Source organism: Leifsonia sp. 10L418 (genome assembly GCF_056395445.1).
The window spans coordinates 821104-842014 of the sequence record NZ_JBFTJN010000002.1 but is presented as its reverse complement, the minus strand read 5'-3'; the positions used below and the strand labels follow the sequence as shown (position 1 = coordinate 842014).

The following is a 20911-nucleotide window of genomic DNA, read 5'->3' as shown; positions in this document are numbered from 1 at the left end:
TGCGTCGAGCGAGGGAGAATGGAGGGGTGACCGACTTCATGCTCCCTCTCTTCGACGAGGCGAAGCATCCGTCGGAATCGCTGCCCAGCGCGGTGCCCCATGCCGCTCCGCCAGCGCGTCCGGCTTCTCACCTGCAGCGCATTGTCGCCGATTCGACCGATCGCGTGGCCTGGCTGCGCGCGCGCAATCAAGGAATCACGGCAACGGATGTGGCCAAGCTCGCGACCGTGAAATCGGTGCAGAACGCGGCATACGACAAGATGCACGGCACGAGTTTCAGCGGCAACAGCTACACCGATCACGGCCGGGCGCGCGAGCCTGAGATCGCGGCGTGGGTGCGCAGCAACTACGGAATCGAACCGAGCACCGCCCTGTTTCGTGCTGCCGGCCACCCGCGTCATCTGGCCACGCCGGACGGCGTCGTGCTCGCCCCGAACGGTGACCTCGAGCTCGCCGAAATCAAGACGACAAGCAAACCGTGGCGCAGCATCCCGCGCTCATACCTGCGTCAGGTGTGGTGGCAGCAATACGTGCTGGGCGCCGAGCGCACCCTGCTGGTCTGGGAGCAACACGACAACTTCGTGCCGATCAGTGATGTGCCAGAGTGCCAGTGGATCGACCGCGACGAAGACCAGATCGCCATCCTCGTCGGTTTCGCCAATCAACTGATCGATCTTCTCGACCACCAGGCGCGGGCGAACCAACGGCGCTAGCCGCCGGTCAGGCCGGCGGCTGCAACTTGCGTACTCGGCTGAGCGCGAAGAACCCGGCGGCCACCGCCAGGATCACCACCGCGATCAGGATCTCGTAGAAGACCACGCCACGATATCCGCTCGGCTGGTCAGGATTCAAGAACGGGTACGGGTACCAGTCGAGCAGTGCGCCGCGGATCATCGTGTACATCAGCCAGACGACGGGAAAGACGACCACCACCCAGAGCCGCTTCCACGGCAACGGCGTGCGCCCGGCGGCGAACAGCCAGTCGAGCAGCAAGTAGAGCGGTGCCCAGACATGCAAGATTTCATTCGACCAGCCGAGCGTCGTGCCCTGGTCGAGCGAGATGTCGCGCAGGAGCAGGTTGTACACAATCCCGGTGGTCACCATGTAGGTGGCGACGGAGGTGTGGGCCAGGTTGAACCAGGGCGGATCGATCTCGACCCTGAAGCAGTACCAGGCGCCGATCAGCAGCACGATCGCGGCCAGGCAATTGGAGAGGATCGTGAAGAAGCTGAAAAAGTTCCAGAGAAAGTTCGACACGTCGGGCGGGTTGAACCCGAGGCTGTAGGCCAGCTGGCCGATCACCGCCAGGATGATTCCCGCTGCCGCCACGATCCGAATTGCGCCGTAGGTTCTTCTCACGGTGGCTCTCCCGTCTCTTCACTGCCTGGCAGCGATCTGCCCACCCCGCGGGTGTCATCTGAAGCCTAGCCATGCCGGAGAATGATGCACATGGAAACTGCCAACGACGTGCCGACAACCATGCGCGCCCTCGTGATCGACCGCCCGGGAGCGACGGACGAACTGCACCTGGCGCAGGTGCCCATCCCGGTTGCCGTCGGCGACGAACTACTCGTGCGGGTGATCGCTGCGGGGATCAACCCCATCGATGCGAAGACCCGCGCCGGTGGCGGCTCGTCCGGCGCAATCACTGGCTTTCCCGCCGTGCTCGGCCTCGATTTCAGCGGCGTTGTCGTCAGCTCCCCCTATGAGGCGTTCGGGCTGCGACCCGGCGATGCCGTCTACGGCATGGGCCGCGTTCCGCGCACGAGCGGCAGCTACGCCGAGTTCGTCGCGGTGACCAGCATGAGCGTCACCCGCAAGCCGGCCACGCTCAGCCACGAAGAGGCAGCAGCGGTTCCGGTTGCCGCCCTGACCGCCTGGGGCATGATCGAACTGGCCGAAATCGGGCCAGGAACGCGCGTTCTGATCCACGCCGGCAGCGGCGGCGTCGGCCATTTCGCCGTGCAGTTCGCGCGCCACCTCGGCGCGCATGTCATCGCCACCGGCTCCGCCCGCAATCTCGACTTTCTGCGCCAGCTCGGCGCCGACGAGGTCATCGACTATTCGGCCACCCGGTTCGACGACGTCGTGACGGATGTCGACGCCGTGATCGATCTGATCGGCAACGTTCACGACAACACCGGAAGCCGGTCGCTCGGCGTGCTGCGGCCCGGCGGCATCCTGGTCAATGCCCCGACCGGCAGCTGGCCGACGATGAGGGCCGAAGCTGAGGCTGCAGGCATCCGTGCCACCGGCTACAAAGTGCCGGCCGACGCGCGGGTGCTCGACACGATCACCGCACTGATCGACTCAGGAGTCGTGCGTCCGCATGTCGGGCAGGTGTTCGAACTCGCTGACGGAGCCGAGGCTCACCGGGTTCTGGAGCAGGGGCACACGCGCGGAAAGATCGTGCTGCGGGTCGCTGCCGCCTAGCGGGTCCGGCGTCGGCTCAGCCCTCGGGACACCAGCCGTTGGTGCGGTGCGTGCACGTTCAGCCTTCGCGCTGTACTGACGTTTGCGACGTGTACGGCTGGCCGCGGCCACGCTGCTGAGGAGCATGTACCCGGCGTATGCAAAGAGAAGTCCGGCGATGACCGGCACGATCCAGACTTTGTTTGCACCGTTGACGAGGTTGTTGACCCAACCGATCAACGGAATCGAGTACCAGAGCTTGCCCTGAATCTGAATTTCCCGCACAGCCTCAGCATCCGCGACACCGTTGTTGTCGCCCATGAATTCGAAGGTGCGCTCTCCGGAGGCGATCAGGTTGATCGCGATAATGCGGTGGGTGATCACTCCTGGCTTGCCCGACTCCATCTGATAGGTCGCGACATCGCCGATGGCCAAGTCGTCCGGGTTCACTGGCTTCACAATGATGAGGGTGCCCGGCGGCAGTCCGGGCTCCATCGAGCTGGTCAGGACGGTCATCGGCACTGCCCCGGTGAGCTTCGGGATGACGATGGCGACGGCCCCAAGTGCAACAACGAGAATGAGAAGAACTGCGCTCACGGAGAGCCCGATGTAACTCCACAGACTCTTCTCCGGCACTGCCTTCGCTCCCGTCGCGATCGCAGCCGAGGCCGAGGGGGCAGCCTCGGCTGCGATCGCGACGTGGAATGCGTCGCCGGTTTCGTTCACTTTCGTTGCACCGTTCATGACATCTCAGCTACGAGGCGTCGGTCTTGCGACGTCGGCGCCCAATCAGGAAGAACACGAGGCCTCCGCCCAGTAGCCCGGCCACGACGAGCGCGGGAGTCGCGGCATCCGCACCCGTCTGTGCCAAAGGCTTCGTGGTGACGGCTCCGCTCCCGGTGATCGTTCCAGTCGGCGTGGAAGGCGCCGTCGTGGGCCCGGGCGTCGGGGCCGTTGGCGTCGTTGGACCCACGATGACTCCATCATCGTCGCAGGCAGAAGCAGGGAATGCCCCCGCCGCGGCGTCGCGCATCGAAACCATCACGTTGACGTTCGCATCGGCATCCTGAGCGACTAGATCGAAGACATCGGCCATCGTCAACGTGACAATGGCTTTGAGCACGCCGCCTGCGGCCAGAGACTGCGAATTGACCAAGATTTCGCATTTCGTGACAGCGTCACCCTGCGTTGTCAGCGTCTCGTCGTCAACCGAGTTCCAGGAGGCGAGCGACAGATTCGCCGAAAAGTCAGGTGACGAGAAACTGACGTTGCGTGCGCTCAATCGCACTTCGACCGGCCGGTCAGTGGGGTTCTTGACCCAGAGCGATGCGCTCTGGGACCCCTCCGGAATGAGCAGCCCGGCCCCAGCGAACAGATCGGCGTTCAGCGACGTCGACCAGCTCACCCCATCGGCACTGACCAGAATCTGATCGGATGCCGCCGAGGCGGGAGCCGCGACTCCCGCCACCGCGAGAGCCGAGGTAACTCCAGCGGCGAGAGCCACCGCTGCGACCTTGTTGATGATTCGTGACCCGATCATGACGAGTTCACCACCGTCAGTGTGAAGCGTTGTGAGGACGGAGCGCCGGTGCAATTCTTTTGCGTCACCGGGGTGATCGGGGTCTGGGTTGGGTTCGCCCCCATGTCGAGGCAGTAACCAGTGGAATTGTTTTTGATCTGGTATTGGCCTGCTGCGCCGCTGACGGGAACAAGCGTCCATGCGGTCCGTGTCGTGCCAGTATCGACAACCTCGATTGACGCACTGGTTGAATTCGAATCGGGTCGGATGAACAACGACGGATCGTATAGCGCAGAGATTTTGCCGCTGGCAGCGAATGTCCAGCTCTGGTTGGACCCGCCATGGCAGGGGAAGGCGATCACCCGAGTGCCCGAAGTGGTGCCTGCCCCTTCGGCGTCGAGGCAGAAGCCGCTGGCCGGGCTCGTCACCGTGTACACCGGGGGCCCCGTGGTCACGCTCGTCGCTGCGGATGCCGCCGAAGAGAGCGGTGCGTCATCGCGCGCCTTCACTGTGTAGCTGTACGCCGTCAAAGCCGTGAGCCCCGCGTCGGTGTACGAGTTCGTCGTCGAACTCCCGACCAAGACGTTGTTTCGATAAATGTCATATGCGACGACCTTGACGTTGTCGGTCGACGCAGCCCAGGTGAGAGTCGTTTGTGAGCCCGTGGTGGCCGAGGCCACCGGTTTGCCCGGCACTGTCGGGGCTGTCGTGTCGAGTGCCTTCTGAACGACCGCTGTCGAGTTGCCCGATGTCCAGCTGCCGATATTCGACGCAACAGTCACTGTGGCTGCCACCGTTCCGATGACGGTTTCCGAGATCTGGCTCGGGGTCAACGCCGTGCGAACGCAGAAGAATGCCGACACCCCGGCGGCGAGAGTGCCCGTCTGTGACGCCGCAGTCGTCCAATTCTTCGCAGCGCCGCCGAGCGTTGCCGCGTCGGTGCATTGTGAGGCGGATGTGGCCGGCCACGAGTTCACGGTGATTGCCGCGGCGAGTCCGTTTGCTGATGTACCACCGAGAGTCAGGGTGAACGGGGCGGGGATTGAACCGCTATTCGTCACAGTGACGGCGACAGTCCTTAACTGCGTCGCTGTTCCGGTGGAGTTGAAGTCCTTGTTGAGTGACGGTGTCGTTGCCTGCGAGACGGTGAGAGTTCCTGTCGTCACCGTGGCAGACGTGATCGCTGCTGGCGCGGTCCAGGATGCGGTGGCCGCGCTGGTTCCGGCAAGGGTCAGAAAGACGACCGCTGCGACCGAGACGTTGAACCTCGTGAAACGCGTGCGCGGCTTGGTGCTCGGTGCCTGTGTCATCGTCTAAACCTGTGTCCCGTCAAGCTGAACATTGAATGAGGTCGTCTGCCCCTGCCCTGCGTTGGTGACGAGCGGCAGGGCTGCCGACACGCAGAGGAATGCCGAACTGCCAGCGGGGAGCGTGCCCATGGCTGGCAATCCCGGCGCCGGGATGGTTCCCACCGACCAGGCGGGAGTGACCGGAGTAGCAGCGCAGTCCGACGCTGATGAAACCACCCGCAGCGCGATCGTGAGCTCCTGGGACAGGGGGGTGCTTCCCGTCACCTTCGCATCGAGAGCCAGGGCTACGTTGCCGGTGTTTGTCACAGTCACTGAGCCGTAGACCGATTGTCCCGGGTACAGCTTGTTCGTCGATATCTGAACGGGCGAGGCGATCGTGAGTGAGGCTGTTCCGGCAATGACGGTGCCTCCGGAGAGCGGCGCAGCTGCATTGAGGTAGGCATAGCTGCCACCCGCGGCGGCAGTCGCCAGGCCGACGGCGGCGAGAAGTGAGAGAGCGGTGATGCTCATCGAGCGGATGGAGAATGCGGCGGTGAGTCTCGCAGCAGTTGTGCGTGCACTGCCGGCCTTCTGGGGAGCTTCACGTGAACCGAGCATGAGGGACACCGCCTTTCGCGAGAAGAGGGGGATTATTCAGAACGAGAAAACGGGGCGGCGGCGCGCCCGCCGAAGACGACGGGCACGCCGAGTCACTGACTAGTTCTGGGTGACGGTCAGGCCCAGTCCGGACAAGTTGACGATGCCGGTCTTTGACGCGTTTTCAGCGCCGACTGCGCCGCTCGGGAAGGTCAGAACGGCCGTGACTGTCGCGTTCGTCGTCCCCTGGGGAACCGCTGTCGGGAGCGGCGTGGCCGTGCCCTGGATGACTGCGCTGACCTGCGCACCCGTGGTGTTGAGGAACCCGGCGAGAGCTGTATTCGCGGCCAACTGCGGCGTGCCAACGGGCGCCGTTGCGGCAGTGATCGATCCGGGAGCAAGGGACACGGCGGCCGTCAGGTTCGCGCCGGTTGCGGTGATCGCGACGTTCTGCGTGTAGGTCAGCTTGTCGCCCGGAACGATCTTGAAGGTGTTGATGTCGGCAATCGTCGTGGCGGATGTCGATGAGCCGTGCGTCACCGACCAGGAACCGGTCGCTGCCGGAACGGCCGTCAAGGTGCCGGCCGATACGGTGCCACCCGAGAGAGCCGCCGTGTCGTTCCAGAGGGCGAAGGTACCGGCGCCGCCCATGAGGAGTGCGATGCCGGCCGCGCCCGCGATTGAACCTTTGAGGAGCTTGTTCATGAGAATCCTTTCGAAGCATCGCAAAAGATGCCGATTGTGGCCTGCTGTTCGGGCAGAGGGACAAATGCGTGAGAGCCGGATGCGAGGCAAAAGTGAGAAAGTTTCCGATCCGGCCTTCAGACTCTATTGGCGGACAGACCGATTTGTCTGTCCCGCCAATACCCCCAGTGCGGGGCTCAGATTTCAGGCATCGTGAGAGCGAGATCTCACGATTTCGCGCGTTTCTACGTAGCATCACGACGAAAAGCACAGATTTTGCCCCCTCATTGCGCTCGCGCACGTTTTCACAGACGGAACGTTCTACCCGCCAACTGAGGCAGGCGAAGCGAAGAACGTTGAAGAGTGGCGCGGTCGGCCCTCGGGGGCCGGTGGTGAGCCCCTAGAAGGGTTTCCGGCGGGCGCGATGGAACGACGTCGAAGCGCATGGCGGCGAACCGACGGCGAGCGACAGAGCCTTGCCCAAGAAGCAGGCCGGAGAGACGTGCCGGGAGACGCAAGCGTCGCTAGAGCGAACGCTCCATCACGTGATCGTTGTAGGTCTGATCGCCGACCTGAAACGTCTTGGCGCCGACGATGGCGAACCCACTCTTCTCATAGAAACGGATGGCCCGAATGTTCTGATTGTTGACGCCGAGCCAGACGCCCGAAGCGCCTCGCTCGCGAGCGGCATCCAGAGTCGCGTTCATCAAAGTGGCGGCCAACCCGGCCCCGTGGTGGTCGCCGAGCAGATAGACCTTGCTCAGCTCAACCGTCGGCCGAAACCTGAGCGAGGCGGCCACGGCGGGGATGCCCGGTTCGCCGAAAACCAGCATGGTGTAGCCGACAATGTCGCCGCCCCGCACAGCCACGCGGATGTCGCGGGCAGGGTCGGTGAGATAGGAGGCGAAGCGGGCCGGTGAGAGGTGCTCGGCGATGAACGCGGAGATCGCCGCCGGTGGCGTTCCCGGCGGGCAGGCCAGCACGAAGGTTGCAGCGGCAACCTCGGCTAGCTCTGCAACATCGGCCGGTTCGGCGGCCCGGATGATCGCCGTCATCGCGCCAGCATAGCTAAATTCGTCGGCATTCACGTCAGCCGGGCGGGGTACCAAAATCAGGAGTGGAGTGCGTGTCGGCCCGACCGGCCCGGGAAGTTCCGGGGCCGACTGCCGCGCGACACACCTCCACTCCTAATTTCGGCACAGGGCGAGCGGATGGTGCGGCGAGGGTGCGGCTACAGGAACCGGGCGTACGCACCCACCGTCAGAAACGCGGGGAACTCCGGCTCCAGAGCGGATGCCCGAAACACCTCGAGCGCGTCGTCGAAGCGGTCCCCCGGCGTGCGCGACAGGCCCGCGAAGACCTCGGCGACCAGAGTCTCGATCCAGGCTTCGTCGATCCGACGCCCCTCGGCGGTGACCGAGTTGTCGTGAATCCACTGCCAGATCTGGGAGCGGGAGATCTCGGCGGTGGCCGCGTCCTCCATCAGATTGTCGATCGCCGCCGCGCCGATCCCTCGGAGCCACGATTCGATGTACCGCAGGGCAATCACGACGTTGTCGCGCACACCCGTTTCGGTGATCTCGCCGCCGATGCCCGCGACGTCCAGCAGCTGTTCCGCGGTGACCCGCACCCAGTCGCGAGTGCGCTCGAGCTGGTTCGGCCGCTCGCCGAGCACCCGGTCGAACTCGGCCTGCGCGGTCGGAATCAGGTCGGGGTGGGCCACCCAGGTGCCGTCGAAGCCGTCGATCGCCTCCCGGCGCTTGTCGGCAGCGACCTGCTCGAGGGCGCGTTCGGTGACCGCGGGGTCACGCCGGTTCGGGATGAACGCACTCATGCCGCCAATGGCATAGGCCCCGCGCTGGTGGCAGGTGGCGACGAGCAGCTCGGTGTAGTCCCTCATGAACGGCACGGCCATGGTGATCTGCTTGCGGTCGGGAAAAACGAATCGCCGACCGCGGGCACGGAACGTCTTGATGATGCTGAAGATGTAGTCCCAGCGGCCCGCGTTCAAGCCGGCGCAGTGCTCGCGCAGCTCGTAGAGAATCTCCTGCATCTGGAAGGCGGCCTGGATTGTCTCGATCAGCACCGTCGCCCGAATCGTGCCGTGGGCGATTCCGACGCGCTCCTCGGCGAAGGTGAAGATCTCGTTCCAGAGTCGGGCTTCGCGGTGGCTCTCGAGCTTCGGCAGGTAGAAATACGGCCCCTTGCCGGAGTCGATCAGCGCCTGTGCGTTGTGAAAGAAATACAGTCCGAAGTCGATGAGACTGCCGGATGCGGCCATCCGTCTCTTCGACCGATCAACGAACATGATGTGCTTCTCGGCCAGGTGCCAGCCACGGGGGCGCATCACGATGGTCGGGGTCGCACCCGTCGCGCCACCGGTGACCCGGTAGCTTTTGCCCTCCGGGCTGTCAAAGCTCAGCTGCCCGCGCACGGCGTCGAAGAGGGTGATCTGCCCCTCGATCACATTCACCCAGGTCGGACTGGTCGCGTCTTCCTGGTCGGCCAGCCAGACCTTCGCGTCGGAGTTCAACGCGTTGATCGCCATCTTGCGGTCGGTCGGTCCGGTGATCTCGACACGGCGGTCTTCGAGGCCGGGCCCGGCGCCGGCCACCCGCCAGGTGCGGTCGACACGGATGTGCTCGGTTTCGCTCAGAAAATGAGGGTCGCGGCCGTTCGCGGCGTCCACTCCCGTCTGAAGCCGGGCGGCCAGCAGGTCGTGCCGGGTGCCGGCGAACCGGTCGTGCAATTCGGCCAGAAAGTCGAGCGCCGAGGGAGTGAGGATCTCGGCGTAACGCTCCCCGAACTCGCCGATCACCTCCAGGTGGGCTCCCCCGGTGGTCGAGCCTGTCGAGACCCCGCGAGCCGATCCTGTCGCGGTGGTCGTGCCTGTCGCAGCCCGGTCCAGGGTCGCGGTCGTTGCAGTATTCATGTCGTCATTCCTTCGAAAGTAGGGCTAAAACTGCTCGGCCTCGGTCGAACCGACGAGGGCGAGAGTTGCGCTGTTCGGGTTCAGTGCGGTGGCAATCCGGTCGAAGTAGCCGGTGCCGACCTCCCGCTGGTGGCGGGTTGCGGTGTAGCCGGCGCTCTCTGATGCGAACTCGGCTTCCTGCAGGTCGACATATGCACTCATCTGGCGCTCCGCGTAGTCGGCGGCAAGCGTGAACATCGAGTGGTTGAGCGAGTGGAAACCGGCCAGCGTGATGAACTGGAAGGTGTAGCCACAGGCCGCGAGTTCCCGTTGGAACGCGGCGATCTGCTCGTCGTTGAGGTGGGATTTCCAGTTGAACGACGGCGAGCAGTTGTAGGCGAGTTTCTTGCCTGGAAAGTCTTGGTGAATGCGAGCGGCGAAGCGCTGCGCCAGTTCGAGGTCGGGCTCGGAGCTTTCGACCCAGATCAGGTCGGCGTACGGAGCGTAGGCGAGTCCGCGCGCGATCACGGTGTCGATGCCGTTCGTCACCTCGTAGAAGCCTTCGGCGGTGCGTTCGCCGGTCAGGAACGGGGCGTCGCGCGGGTCGATGTCGCTCGTGAGCAGCGTCGCGGCGAGCGCATCGGTGCGGGCGATGACGATCGAGGGCACGCCCGCGACATCCGCGGCGAGGCGTGCCGCGTTGAGGGTGCGGATGTGCTGACCGGTGGGGATGAGAACCTTGCCGCCCATGTGGCCGCACTTCTTCTCGCTGGCGAGCTGGTCTTCCCAGTGCACACCGGCGGCGCCGGCCTCGATCATCGACTGCATCAGCTCGTAGGCGTTCAGCGCACCGCCGAACCCGGCCTCGGCATCCGCCACGATCGGAGCCAGCCAGTCGCGCGACGTGTCGCCCTCCGATGCCTCAATCTGGTCGGCGCGCAGCAGCGCGTTGTTGATGCGGCGCACGACGGCCGGCACCGAGTTGGCCGGGTAAAGGGACTGGTCAGGGTAGGTCTGTCCCGACAGGTTGGCGTCGGCGGCGACCTGCCAGCCCGACAGGTAGATGGCCTTCAGTCCGGCCCGCACCTGCTGCACGGCCTGGTTGCCGGTGAGCGCACCGAGCGCAGAAACCCATTCGGGGTTCTCGGGGGTGCCGTTCTGGTTGACGAGCTCCCACAGCTTCTCCGCACCACGGCGGGCCAGCGTGCGCTCCTCGCGCACCGTGCCGCGCAGCGCGATCACGTCGTCTGCCGTGTAGTCGCGACGGATGCCTTCCCAACGCGGGTCGGCGGCCCACTCGAGTGTGAGCTCTTCCGCGGTCTGGGTCTGCTGTCCCGGTCGAGTCGATGCGGCGTTGTTCGGGTTCGGGGTCGTGCTCATCAGTGCCTCCAGGATGTGCGAGGCGGGTCTTCCTGACCCGGCCTTCTTCGTCTGTGAGGTAACTCTGCGCCGCCCGGCCAGAGCCTGGTGAAGATTGCCGGGCAGAAATAGGGCCATTCTTCTCCCGCGCAGAAATCGTGCTGCCCGGCGGGCGTTCTGTCAGGACGAGACAGAAAGATCGCACAATTTCTGTTTGCGCGACCTGAGCCGCCATGTGAGCATGAATCATGGTCGCCGCCGATCCAGCCATCTCCGCCACTCGCTCTGCACCTTCACGCGCCCGGGCGCTCGCCCCGGAGAGTGACGCCCACGGTGAGGCCGACGAGACCGAGCTCGATGCGCTCACTCTCGGGCGGCGCATCCGCGAACTGCGCACGCAGCGGGGGATGACCCTCGAGCAGCTCGCGACGGCCGTCGACCGTGCGCCGTCACAGGTGTCGATGATTGAGAACGGCAACCGCGAGCCGCGCCTGTCGATGCTGCGTCTGATCGCGTTGGCGCTCGGCACAACCGTCGACGATCTGCTACAGACGGATGCGCCGTCGGAGCGGGCCGCCCTTGAAATCGCCGTCGAGAAAGCGCAACGCGGACCGGTCTTCACCGCGCTCGGCCTGCCGCGCATCCGGGTCGGCAAAAGCCAGAACGACGACGTTCTGCAGACGATCCTCACCCTGCACAACGAGATCGATCGACTGAATCGCGAGCGGGCGGCCACTCCCGAAGAAGCCAGACGGGCGAACTCGGCGCTGCGCACCGAGATGCGTGACCACGACAACTTCTTTCCTGAACTCGAGCAGCTCGCCGCCGAACTCCTCAGCGCAGTCGGCCACACGGGCGGCCCGGTCTCGCACCAGGTCGTCGCCGACATGGCCTCCCACTTGGGCTACTCGATGCACTACGTGAGCGACCTGCCGCACTCCACCCGGTCGGTCACCGACAAACGTAACCATCGCATCTATCTCCCCACCGAACAGTCCGCGTCCCGCGATTCGCGTTCGCCGATTCTGCAGGCATTCTCCAGCCATCTCTGCGGTCATGAGGAACCGAGAAATTATGCCGAATTTCTGCGCCAGCGGGTCGAGACCAACTACCTGACCGCCGCCATCCTGTTGCCGGAAAAGCCGGCGGTGAAGCTGCTCACCGAGGCGAAGAACCTGCGGCGCATCTCGATGGAAGACTTGCGCGACGCGTTCGCGGTCTCCTACGAGACGGCCGCCCACCGGTTCACGAACTTGGCGACGGCCCGGCTCGGCATCCCGGTGCATTTCATGAAGGTGCACGAGTCGGGCACCATCATCAAGGCCTACGAGAACGACGCCGTGCGATTCCCGAGCGATGCGCTCGGCGCGGTCGAGGGCACGACGGTGTGCCGCAGCTGGACGGCCCGCACCGTGTTCGATGTGGCCGACCGGTTCAGCCCCTGGTACCAGTACACGGACACCCCGGCCGGAACCTTCTGGTGCACCTCCCGCATCGAGAAGGCGAAGGAAGGCGAATACTCGGTGAGCGTCGGCGTGCCGTTCGCGCACGTGAAGTGGTTCCGCGGCCGCGAGACCACGAACCGGGCGGTGTCGCGTTGCCCCGACGACTCGTGCTGCCGGCGTGCCCCCGACGAACTCGCCGAGCGCTGGGCCGGGGAATCGTGGCCGGCCGCCCGCACCCCGACGAGCCTGCTCGCCGCCCTGCCGACCGGAACGTTCCCCGGCGTCGACCCCACCGAGGTCTACCAATTTCTGGAGGCACACGCGCCACGCTGAGAGTGACACCTGCGGCCGAACCGACCGGTGGTCGAGCTTGTCGAGACCGTCGCCGGCCGACCTCCAGACGCGACACACGAGCAGAGATCGCGCACCGGGTCTCGACAGGCTCGACCACCGAGCAGGATTGTGTCAGCGAAGTTACGATTCCGATACTTTCCCGGTACGCCCGCCACGGATTCGCACGGATTGCGCGGATTGCACAACGTTTCCCGACGTTTTGCGCCGACACAGGCTCTCCGGTGTTGGCACAATGGGCAGAAGCCCGGAAATCGGGCTCCACCAACGGTCTCAAAGCTGAGACAGAGAGAGCGAGATTCCCCCGTGGAAAGCACAGTTTTCGAGAGGTCTCGCCCGAAGACCTCCGTCGTCGATCACGCCCTGAGCGGCTCCAAGCTCTCACCCTTCTGGCTTGACGACATCGCTCCCGCTCAGCGTTACCCCACGCTCACGGCCGACATCGACTGCGATCTCGCCGTCGTCGGCGGTGGCTACTGCGGTCTGTGGACGGCCATCAAGGCCAAGCAGCGCAACCCCTCCTCCCGAGTGGTGCTGCTCGAAGCGAAGACCGTCGGCTGGGCCGCATCCGGTCGCAACGGCGGATTCGTCGAAGCCAGCCTCACCCACGGTGAGGAGAACGGCCAGACTCGTTGGCCGAAGGAAATCGACCGCCTGAACGAGATGGGCCTGGAGAACCTCGACGCGATCGAGCAGGCCGTGGCCGACCTCGGTCTCAACTGTGACTTCGAACGCAACGGCGCTCTCTCCCTGGCCGTCGAAGAGCACCAGGTCGACTGGTTGAAGGAGATGGCTGCCGAGGCCGCCCAGCACGGCAACACCGACGAGGTCTACCTCGACGCCGACGCGGTGCGCAAGGAAGTCAACTCCCCCACCTACCTCGCCGCCGTCTGGAGCAAGCGCTCGTCGGCGCTGGTGCATCCCGCCAAGTTCGCCTCAGAACTGGCGCGTGCAGCTACCGAGCTCGGTGTCGAAATCTTTGAGAACTCCCCCGTCACCGACCTGGACACCTCCGGGCTGACCCCCGCGCAGGGCACCGCGGTGCGCACGAGCAAGGCTCGCGTGCTGGCGAAGAAGACCGCCCTGGCGACCAACGTCTTTCCGTCGCTGCTGAAGCGCAACCGTCTCTCGACGGTGCCGGTCTACGACTACGCCCTGATGACCGAGCCCCTGGATGCGACTCAGCTCGCCGACATCGGCTGGAAGAACCGTCAGGGCCTCGGCGATATGGCCAACCAGTTCCACTACTACCGGATGAGTGCCGACAACCGCATTCTGTTCGGCGGCTACGACGCGATCTACCACTACGGTCGCCGTGTGCGCGAAGAGTATGAAGACCGTCCGGCCACCTATGAGACCCTCGGCCACCACTTCTTCACCACGTTCCCGCAGCTCGAAGGCCTGAAGTTCAGCCACCGCTGGGCCGGCGCCATCGACACGTCCACCCGGTTCTGCGCCTTCTTCGGCACGGCTCGCGGCGGACGCATCGCCTACGCAACCGGCTTCACCGGTCTCGGCGTCGCGGCTACGCACTTCGCCGCCGATGTGATGCTCGACAAGCTCGAAGGTAAAGAGACCGAACGCACCCGCCTGGCGATGGTGCGCGAGACCCCGCTTCCCTTCCCGCCCGAGCCCATCGCATCCATGGGCGTGCAGGTGACCCGCTGGTCGCTCAACCGTGCCGACCACAACAAGGGCAAGCGCAACGTCATCCTGAAAACCCTGGATGCCCTCGGCCTCGGCTTCGATTCCTAACCGGCGATCCCGGCGCTTCGCGCGTCTTCGTCAGAACCTCCATCCACACAGTGGGCACCGGCCTTCCGGCCGGTGCCCCCACCCCGCTTCGGCGAACTCCCAAGGAGTGATATCTAGTGAGTGACACGTCAGTCAAACCCATCGTGAACAGCGTCGTGAACGATGACACCGGGTCGGTGCAATTGCGCTCCGTCACCAAGAGCTACGGGAACGCCCCGGCTGTCGCGGGGGTTGATCTTGACGTTCAGTCCGGTGAATTCATCTCGCTGCTCGGACCCTCTGGCTGCGGCAAGACCACCCTGCTGCGTATGATCGCCGGGTTCGAGCACCCCGACGCGGGCGACATCGTCGTCGCCGGCAAGTCAATGCTTGATGTCCCGCCGCACAAGCGCCCGGTCAACACCGTGTTCCAGTCCTACGCTCTGTTTCCGCACATGACCGTGGCCGAGAACGTGGCATACGGCCTGCGCCAGAAGCGGGTTCCGAAGGCGGAGATCGCCGAGCGCGTTTACGAGTCGCTCTCGCTGTCCCGCATGGAGACTTTCGCCGACCGCACCCCGCAGAAGCTCTCCGGTGGTCAGCAGCAGCGCGTCGCCCTCGCCCGCGCACTCGTGAACCGCCCCAAGGTGCTGCTTCTCGACGAGCCGATGAGCGCACTCGACCGCAAGCTGCGCGAAGAGATGCAGATCGAGTTGAAGCTGTTGCAGCGCCAGCTCGGCATCACCTTTATCTTCGTCACGCACGACCAGCAGGAAGCGCTCTCGATGAGCGACCGCATCGTCGTGATGCAGGGCGGGGCCATCCAGCAGCTCGGAAGCACCGAGCAGGTCTACTCGGAGCCGGCCAACGCCTTCGTCGCCGGCTTCATCGGCAAGCAGAACTTCATCGACGCCGTCGTCGTCAGCCCGGGTGTGCTGCAGAGCGCCGACGCAGAATTGATCACCAGCCGGATGCCCGACGGGCTTGCCCCCGGCACCGCAGTGCGCGCCGCGGTGCGCGCCGAAGCAGTGCGCGTGACCAGTGGGCAGCCGGCCTCCGGCATCCCCGCCCTGGTGGGCACGCTCGCCGGAATCTCGTTCCTCGGCGATGTGATGCAGTACGTCGTGATCACCCCATCGGGCCAGGAGATCATCGCCCGCACGGCGCCGGCCCAGTCCGAGCCGCTCAGCACCGGCGCGCCGGTGTGGTGCGCCTGGGATCTCGCCGACCTGCGGGTCTTCGAACCCGAACCGGTGGCCTGAGTTGGCCGGCCCCGAAGGGCTGCGCGCCCTCGTTCCCGCCGCCAGTGTCGGCCGAATCAGCCGGCGTGCCGTGCTCTCCGGCTTCGTGGTGCTCGGCGCCACCGGCGCTCTGGCGTCGTGCAGCCGCAGCACCGCGTTCGCCTCCTCGGTGCTGCCAGACGGCGCAGTCGAAGACCACCTCAACGTCTACAGCTGGGGCGACTACAGCGACCCGGCGAACATCGCGAAGTTCCAGAAGTCCGGAACAACGGTGCAGCTCGACAGTTTCGGCTCGAACGAAGAGTTGATCGCCAAACTCGGCGCCACCCGCGGCACCAGTGGCTACGACGTGGTGGTTCCGACCGGAAACTACATTCCGATGATGTCGGCCAACGGCCTGCTGCAGGAGCTCGACCACTCCTACCTCACGAACTTCGAGAACATCGACCCGCTCTACCGCGACCAGTCCTGGGACCCGGGAAACAAGTATTCGGTGTGCAAGAACTGGGGAACCACGGGGTATGTCTACGACAGCCGCGTGATCACCCGCGAGTTGACATCCTGGGCCGACTTCTTGGAGGTCGCCCAGAACGAGGCCAGCAAGAATCTGTCGGTGCTCGAAGACCCGTGGGAGGTGACGAGCATGTACTTCGCGGCCAACGGCATCGACCCGAACACCACGAAGAAGGCCGACCTCGATGCCGCTGAAGAATTTCTCGTGAACAAGCTTGCGCCGCACATCAAGGCCTTCAACTCGTCGGCCGTGCAAAGCGGCATGCCGGAAGAGACCTTCGTGCTGATGCAGGCATTCAACGGAGACGTGCGGCAGGGTCTTCTCGTCAGTGACGTTCCCGAAGCGTGGAAGTTCGTCTATCCGACGCCGACTGCGAACATCTGGATGGACACCTGGGCGATTGCGATGGGCTCCCAGAATATGGATGCCGCCTATGCGTTCATCGATTTCATGCTCGAGCCGGAGGTATCCTTCCGCGAACTCGACTACATCGGCTACAACACCGGAGTCACGGGCGTCGAGAAGATGGCGAAGGAGCGTGAGTTCGAGCGTCCTGATCTGGTCTTCCCCCCGGCGGAGGTCGTGCGGCGACTCACGCCCGCCGTCGTCAACGAGGCATCCGAACGCCTCGTCGCGATTATGAACCGGATGATGGCAAAGGCAGGTTCGTGATGAGACGCAAGAAATTCGATCGAGCCTCGATGCTCGGATTTCCCACCTGGGCCTTCGTGCTGTTCTTCTTCGTCATGCCGCTGCTGCTTGTGCTCTGGTACAGCTTCGGCTACAAGCCTGACCTGTTCACCGCACATGCGAACGACATCCTGTCGTTCGATCGCTATGCCGAAGCGCTCGACGCCACATTCATCGGCACGTTCTGGAACACGCTCAAGATCGGTTTCATCGGAACCGCGCTCTGTCTGATCATCGCGATTCCGTTCGCCTATTGGCTGGCCGTCAAGCTGAACCCGAAGTGGCGCCCGCTCGCGCTCGCGCTCGTGCTCGTGCCGTTCTGGACCAACTTTCTCGTGCGCACCCTGGGCTGGCAGATCATCCTGTCGCCGCGCGGGTTCCTGTCGGATTTCCTGCAGAACGTCGGTCTCATCGACGGTCGCCTCGACATCCTCTACACGCAGACGGCCGTGCAACTCGGTGTCGTCTACAACTACCTGCCGCTGATGATTCTGCCGCTCTACGTGGCAATCGACCGGGCGGGCCGGCCGCTGCGCGAAGCAAGCGCCGACCTCGGCGCCAACCGCATTCGCACGCTCTTTCAGGTCACGCTGCCGCTGGCTGCCCCCGGCATCGCCGCCGGCAGCCTGCTCGTCTTCATCCCGCTGATGGGCGACTACATCACCGCCTCGGTGCTCGGTGGGGCGCAGGGCAACATGATCGGTCAGCTCGTGGCAAGCCAGTTCAACACCGCGCAAAACTGGGCACTCGGCTCGGCCATGGCCGTGCTGTTGATGCTCTTCATCGGTGCAGCGGTGGGCGTCTGCGCCCTCGTGGCATTCGTCATCGGTCACTTCGTGCGGCGCTCACGCCGCGTCGTGTTCTCAGGAGGTGCAGCATGAGTCAGGCAGTAACCCAGCACCGCAAACGCCGCGACCCGGTGCACATCGCACTCGCGGTGTGGGGCGTGCTCGTCTTCATCTTCCTGTTCCTGCCGATCATCGTGATGATCGCCTACTCCTTCAACACGGGCCGCCTGCTCGCGTCGTGGGAAGGCTTCGGCTTCGACTCCTACCTGTCGGCGATCGACAACCCGATCATTCGCGGCTCGGTGATGACCTCCATCGGCGCGGCGGTCGGCGCGGCGATCGTGTCGACGTTTCTCGGCACTCTCGGCGGCATCGCTCTGGCCCGCTCGCGCGTCGGCTCGCTCAGCGTGCTGCTGGCGACCGGTCTGCTCGGCATCACCCTGTTCACGCCTGAAATCGTTGACGCCGTGTCGATGCTTCCCTGGTTCGTGAGCCTCGGCACCGACGCCGGCATCGCTCCGCTCAACAACGGCATGGTGCGTCTCGTGATCGCCCACGCCGTCTTGTCGGTGGCGGTTGTCACGTTCATCGTGCGAGCACGCATGCAGGGCCTGGATGCCTCGCTCGAGGAGGCGGCAGCCGACCTGTATGCGACGCCGTACCGCCGGTTCACTCAGATCACGCTGCCCGTCGCCGCCCCGGCGATCTGGGCCGGTGCATTGATGTCATTCACGCTGAGCCTCGACAACACGATCATCTCCAGCTTCATCCAGGTGCCCGGCTCCACCCCGTGGCCGGTCTATATCTTCAGCGCGCTGCGGGTCGGGCTCCGGCCCGAGATCGCCGCCGTCTCGACGGTGATGTTCCTGCTGACCCTCTTCGCGCTCTTCGTGGTTGCCATGGTGCTGCGCCGCAGCGACCAGTCGCCCGAAGAGATCGCCAAGACGCTGGCCGCCGCCTAGTTTTTGCTCATCGCTGCAACCGCAGCGTTGCTTCGTCGCCCTTCGAGAAACGGATGCTCATGCTTGACACCACCGCGAACTTCGACAACACCCTGAAAATTGCCGCGACCGAACTCGGCATCGAACTCGAAGCCGTGTCGGCTGAGCAGCGTTTGGCCGGCCAGCCGCACACCGGCTCCGCCACACTCGGCGAGTTCAATGGCAGCGAGATCGGCGTCTGGGAGATGACCCCCGGTGCCATGAGCGACGTCGAAGCCGACGAGATCTTCATCGTGCTCTTCGGCGCCGGAACCGTCGAATTCGAAGAGACCGGCGAAACCGTGTTGCTCGGGGCCGGCGACGTGATGCGCCTGCGCGAGGGCCAACGCACGGTCTGGACCGTCACGCAGACGCTGCGCAAGGTCTACTTCGCCTGAGAGCTGCTCGACCACGACCGGTGGTCGAGCTTGTCGAGACCTGGTTACTTGGTCTCGACAGGCTCGACCACCGGTTTTTCGCCCTCGACCGGGCCCGGCACGTTGCCGACCCCCCAGCCGTAGGCCAGCTTGTGCGCCTCGAGAACGAAGAACGATTCGGTCGAGACCACTCCGTCGATCTCATGCATCCGGTCGTTGACCACGTTCGTGAAGTGCTCGATGTCGCGGCAGATCACCTCGGCCATCACGTCGAACTGGCCGGTCGTCAAGATCACGTAGCTCGTCTCCGGCAGGAGAGCGAGCGCGCTGCACACCGCACGTGCCTTGCCCGGCGCCGTGCGGATGCCGATCATCGCCAGTCGGTCGAAGCCGATCGCCAACGGGTTGGCAATGCCGACGACCTGCAGGATACCGAGTTCCTCGAGCCTCCTCGTGCGGTAGCGCACCGAGGAGGCCGGGATGCCGAGGTCCTCGGCGATCTGCGTGAATGCCCGTCGACCATCCGACTGCAACGCAGTGATGATCTGGCGGTCGATGTCATCCATGGTCGGTGCGGGGCTCATGCTTCCCACGTTAGCGCCGTGGATGGGCTTATGAATCAAAGCCCAGTCCCAGGGCGTCCATCAGACGCAGCCACAGGTTTCGACGCCCGGTCTCGTCTTGCTTGGCCATCGCCCACCGAGTGAGCTGAACGCCGATGTAGCGAACGGGCTCGGGTGGGAACGGCACCGGACGACGCCGGATCATGCTGAGGCGTGTGCGCTCGGTACTCCGTCCGGCCAGCAGGTCGAGCATCACCCGGCCACCGAAGCGGGTCGCGGTCACCCCGAGCCCGGTGAAACCGAGGGCATAGGCGATGCGACCGCCGGCTGCGGTGCCGGTGGTCAGGCAGAATCGCGTCGACGAGTCGACGATGCCTCCCCATTTGTGCGTGAAGGTGACGCCGGCCAGCTGCGGGTAGGTCTCGGAGAACTGGGCGGCGAGCTTGTCGAAGGTTTCGGGGCGCTGGGTGAGGTCCTCGCCGCGCGCCGAGGCGTAGTGGTAGATCGCGTCGTACCCGCCCCAGAGAATGCGGCCATCCTCGGTTTTGCGGTAGTAGTGAAACTGGTTACCGGCATCGGTGAGACCGTAGTCCGCGGTCCAGCCGATGCTCTCGAACTGCTCGTCGGTCAGCGGTTCGGTGACGATGGCGTAGTCGTAGACCGGAATCGTGACCAGGGAGAGTCGGCGCAGCAGCGGCTGAAAGGCGTTGGTCGCGAGGGCAACGCGGGGAGCGCGAACGGCCCCGGACGCAGTGCGCGCGACGACGTTCACCTTGTCTGTGGTGTCGAGGCCGGTGACCGCAGAGTCTTCGTAGATCTGCACGCCCAGCTCGAGGCAGACGCGGCGCAGACCGACAACGAGCTTGTACGGGTCGACGAGACCGTAGTTCACGGAGTGCATGCCTGCCACATAGGCGGATGATGCGGTCCACTTGCCGATCTCGGACTGCGGGATGAATGTGGCCGGGTCACCGTGTACGGTGGCGGCCTCGGCGGCGTGCTTCAGCCCCTCTGCCTCCCACGCCGTGCGGGCGAAGGCGACCTTTCCGGTGAGCCGAAAGTCGGCGTCGATGTTGTACTTGGCTATCGTCTCTTCGATCTCGCGCAGGTTGTCGAGGCCCAGGCGCACCAGGGTGTCGATCTCTTTCGGCCAGCGTTCGAGGCCGTTCGACAACCCGTGGGTCAGGCTCGGCGAACAGAATCCGCCGTTGCGGCCGCTCGCCGCGTGGCCGAGGCTCTCGGCTTCGAGGATCACAACGCGCGCGTCGGGGTTCTCTTCTTTGGCCAGGATCGCCGTCCAGAGCCCGGTGTACCCGCCTCCGACGATGAGGAGATCGGCCTCGATCCCGCCGCTGAGTCGCGGCTGGCGCGCCGGCGCCGGCGTGTGGTCGATCCACACGGAGATCGGTCGAGCCTGTTCGAGGCCAAGGGAGGTGGCAGCCATGGTTCACTTTCTT

The 20911-nt window shown here is 64.9% G+C and carries 19 protein-coding genes and 1 pseudogene; 9 read left to right on the top strand and 11 right to left on the bottom strand.

Annotation, left to right across the window (positions count from 1 at the left end; genetic code table 11):
* Positions 1-26 precede the first annotated feature (26 nt).
* Positions 27-713 (top strand): YqaJ viral recombinase family protein, encoded by a 687-nt coding sequence (locus tag AC1DCF_RS07330; protein ID WP_477210438.1) that lies wholly within the window; start codon positions 27-29, stop codon positions 711-713.
* 7 nt (positions 714-720) lie between these two features.
* Here the strand turns inward: AC1DCF_RS07330 and AC1DCF_RS07325 are convergent, their stop codons facing one another.
* Positions 721-1359 (bottom strand): Pr6Pr family membrane protein, encoded by a 639-nt coding sequence (locus AC1DCF_RS07325; protein ID WP_477210437.1) that lies wholly within the window; start codon positions 1357-1359, stop codon positions 721-723.
* A gap of 90 nt (positions 1360-1449) precedes the next feature.
* On the opposite strand from AC1DCF_RS07325, the gene AC1DCF_RS07320 reads away from it, so the two are divergent.
* Positions 1450-2433: an NADP-dependent oxidoreductase gene (locus AC1DCF_RS07320; RefSeq protein WP_477210436.1), complete on the top strand. Its 984-nt coding sequence runs from the start codon at positions 1450-1452 to the stop codon at positions 2431-2433.
* A 153-nt stretch (positions 2434-2586) separates the two neighbouring features.
* On the opposite strand, the pseudogene AC1DCF_RS07315 reads toward AC1DCF_RS07320, so the two are convergent.
* The 8 genes and pseudogenes from AC1DCF_RS07315 to aceA all read right to left on the bottom strand — a co-directional run.
* Positions 2587-3156: pseudogene (locus AC1DCF_RS07315) on the bottom strand (signal peptidase I); the annotation flags it as partial.
* Between the two features lie 10 nt (positions 3157-3166).
* Positions 3167-3952 carry an LPXTG cell wall anchor domain-containing protein gene (locus tag AC1DCF_RS07310; RefSeq protein ID WP_441792569.1) on the bottom strand — a complete coding sequence of 262 codons (786 nt, stop codon included), beginning with the start codon at positions 3950-3952 and terminating at the stop codon, positions 3167-3169.
* On the bottom strand, positions 3949-5241 hold the full coding sequence (locus AC1DCF_RS07305; protein ID WP_477210435.1) for an RICIN domain-containing protein: 1293 nt from the start codon (positions 5239-5241) through the stop codon (positions 3949-3951). Before AC1DCF_RS07305 ends, AC1DCF_RS07310 begins: the two co-directional genes overlap by 4 nt.
* 3 nt (positions 5242-5244) lie before the next feature.
* Positions 5245-5838, bottom strand: a complete 594-nt coding sequence (locus tag AC1DCF_RS07300; protein ID WP_441792567.1) for a TasA family protein — start codon at positions 5836-5838, stop codon at positions 5245-5247.
* Positions 5839-5937: 99 nt separating this feature from the next.
* Entirely contained in the window at positions 5938-6522 is a 585-nt protein-coding gene (locus AC1DCF_RS07295) for an alternate-type signal peptide domain-containing protein (RefSeq protein WP_441792566.1), read from the bottom strand.
* A 503-nt stretch (positions 6523-7025) separates the two neighbouring features.
* Positions 7026-7556, bottom strand: coding sequence for an N-acetyltransferase family protein (locus AC1DCF_RS07290; protein WP_477210434.1), 531 nt, complete (start codon positions 7554-7556; stop codon positions 7026-7028).
* A gap of 176 nt (positions 7557-7732) precedes the next feature.
* On the bottom strand, positions 7733-9433 hold the full coding sequence (aceB, locus tag AC1DCF_RS07285) for a malate synthase A (RefSeq protein ID WP_477210433.1): 1701 nt from the start codon (positions 9431-9433) through the stop codon (positions 7733-7735).
* 24 nt (positions 9434-9457) lie between these two features.
* Positions 9458-10792, bottom strand: coding sequence for an isocitrate lyase (aceA, locus tag AC1DCF_RS07280; RefSeq protein ID WP_477210432.1), 1335 nt, complete (start codon positions 10790-10792; stop codon positions 9458-9460).
* Positions 10793-11019: 227 nt separating this feature from the next.
* Between aceA and AC1DCF_RS07275 the strand changes: the two genes are divergently transcribed.
* The 7 genes from AC1DCF_RS07275 to AC1DCF_RS07245 all read left to right on the top strand — a co-directional run bounded on the left by AC1DCF_RS07275 (position 11020) and on the right by AC1DCF_RS07245 (position 18912).
* Positions 11020-12549 carry a helix-turn-helix domain-containing protein gene (locus AC1DCF_RS07275; protein ID WP_477210431.1) on the top strand — a complete coding sequence of 510 codons (1530 nt, stop codon included), beginning with the start codon at positions 11020-11022 and terminating at the stop codon, positions 12547-12549.
* Positions 12550-12873: 324 nt separating this feature from the next.
* Positions 12874-14322, top strand: a complete 1449-nt coding sequence (locus tag AC1DCF_RS07270) for an NAD(P)/FAD-dependent oxidoreductase (RefSeq protein WP_477210430.1) — start codon at positions 12874-12876, stop codon at positions 14320-14322.
* Positions 14323-14438: 116 nt separating this feature from the next.
* Positions 14439-15563: an ABC transporter ATP-binding protein gene (locus AC1DCF_RS07265; RefSeq protein WP_477210429.1), complete on the top strand. Its 1125-nt coding sequence runs from the start codon at positions 14439-14441 to the stop codon at positions 15561-15563.
* Between the two features lies 1 nt (position 15564).
* On the top strand, positions 15565-16728 hold the full coding sequence (locus AC1DCF_RS07260) for a polyamine ABC transporter substrate-binding protein (RefSeq protein WP_477210428.1): 1164 nt from the start codon (positions 15565-15567) through the stop codon (positions 16726-16728).
* A complete protein-coding gene (locus tag AC1DCF_RS07255) occupies positions 16728-17627 on the top strand; it encodes an ABC transporter permease (protein ID WP_477210427.1) in 900 nt (299 codons plus the stop codon). Before AC1DCF_RS07260 ends, AC1DCF_RS07255 begins: the two co-directional genes overlap by 1 nt.
* Positions 17624-18496, top strand: coding sequence for an ABC transporter permease (locus AC1DCF_RS07250; RefSeq protein WP_441792557.1), 873 nt, complete (start codon positions 17624-17626; stop codon positions 18494-18496). The genes AC1DCF_RS07255 and AC1DCF_RS07250 overlap by 4 nt, the downstream gene beginning before the upstream one ends.
* Before the next feature lie 59 nt (positions 18497-18555).
* On the top strand, positions 18556-18912 hold the full coding sequence (locus AC1DCF_RS07245) for a cupin domain-containing protein (protein ID WP_441792556.1): 357 nt from the start codon (positions 18556-18558) through the stop codon (positions 18910-18912).
* Positions 18913-18956: 44 nt separating this feature from the next.
* Here the strand turns inward: AC1DCF_RS07245 and AC1DCF_RS07240 are convergent, their stop codons facing one another.
* Together AC1DCF_RS07240 and AC1DCF_RS07235 are read right to left on the bottom strand one after the other, a co-directional pair.
* Entirely contained in the window at positions 18957-19475 is a 519-nt protein-coding gene (locus AC1DCF_RS07240; protein WP_477210426.1) for an Lrp/AsnC family transcriptional regulator, read from the bottom strand.
* A gap of 28 nt (positions 19476-19503) precedes the next feature.
* The gene (locus AC1DCF_RS07235) at positions 19504-20898 is read right to left on the bottom strand and encodes an NAD(P)/FAD-dependent oxidoreductase (RefSeq protein ID WP_477210425.1); all 1395 of its coding nucleotides are present in this window, start codon (positions 20896-20898) and stop codon (positions 19504-19506) included.
* Positions 20899-20911: the final 13 nt, after the last annotated feature.

Excerpts from the sequence above, each read along its gene's own strand:
- AC1DCF_RS07310 (WP_441792569.1), bottom strand. The coding sequence starts at position 3,952 with ATGATCGGGTCACGAATCATCAACAAGGTCGCAGCGGTGGCTCTCGCC.
- aceA (WP_477210432.1), bottom strand. The coding sequence starts at position 10,792 with ATGAGCACGACCCCGAACCCGAACAACGCCGCATCGACTCGACCGGGA.
- AC1DCF_RS07305 (WP_477210435.1), bottom strand. The coding sequence starts at position 5,241 with ATGACACAGGCACCGAGCACCAAGCCGCGCACGCGTTTCACGAGGTTC.
- AC1DCF_RS07320 (WP_477210436.1), top strand. The coding sequence starts at position 1,450 with ATGGAAACTGCCAACGACGTGCCGACAACCATGCGCGCCCTCGTGATC.
- aceB (WP_477210433.1), bottom strand. The coding sequence starts at position 9,433 with ATGAATACTGCAACGACCGCGACCCTGGACCGGGCTGCGACAGGCACG.
- AC1DCF_RS07290 (WP_477210434.1), bottom strand. The coding sequence starts at position 7,556 with ATGACGGCGATCATCCGGGCCGCCGAACCGGCCGATGTTGCAGAGCTA.
- AC1DCF_RS07295 (WP_441792566.1), bottom strand. The coding sequence starts at position 6,522 with ATGAACAAGCTCCTCAAAGGTTCAATCGCGGGCGCGGCCGGCATCGCA.
- AC1DCF_RS07275 (WP_477210431.1), top strand. The coding sequence starts at position 11,020 with ATGGTCGCCGCCGATCCAGCCATCTCCGCCACTCGCTCTGCACCTTCA.
- AC1DCF_RS07255 (WP_477210427.1), top strand. The coding sequence starts at position 16,728 with ATGAGACGCAAGAAATTCGATCGAGCCTCGATGCTCGGATTTCCCACC.
- AC1DCF_RS07245 (WP_441792556.1), top strand. The coding sequence starts at position 18,556 with ATGCTTGACACCACCGCGAACTTCGACAACACCCTGAAAATTGCCGCG.
- AC1DCF_RS07300 (WP_441792567.1), bottom strand. The coding sequence starts at position 5,838 with ATGCTCGGTTCACGTGAAGCTCCCCAGAAGGCCGGCAGTGCACGCACA.
- AC1DCF_RS07240 (WP_477210426.1), bottom strand. The coding sequence starts at position 19,475 with ATGAGCCCCGCACCGACCATGGATGACATCGACCGCCAGATCATCACT.
- AC1DCF_RS07235 (WP_477210425.1), bottom strand. The coding sequence starts at position 20,898 with ATGGCTGCCACCTCCCTTGGCCTCGAACAGGCTCGACCGATCTCCGTG.
- AC1DCF_RS07250 (WP_441792557.1), top strand. The coding sequence starts at position 17,624 with ATGAGTCAGGCAGTAACCCAGCACCGCAAACGCCGCGACCCGGTGCAC.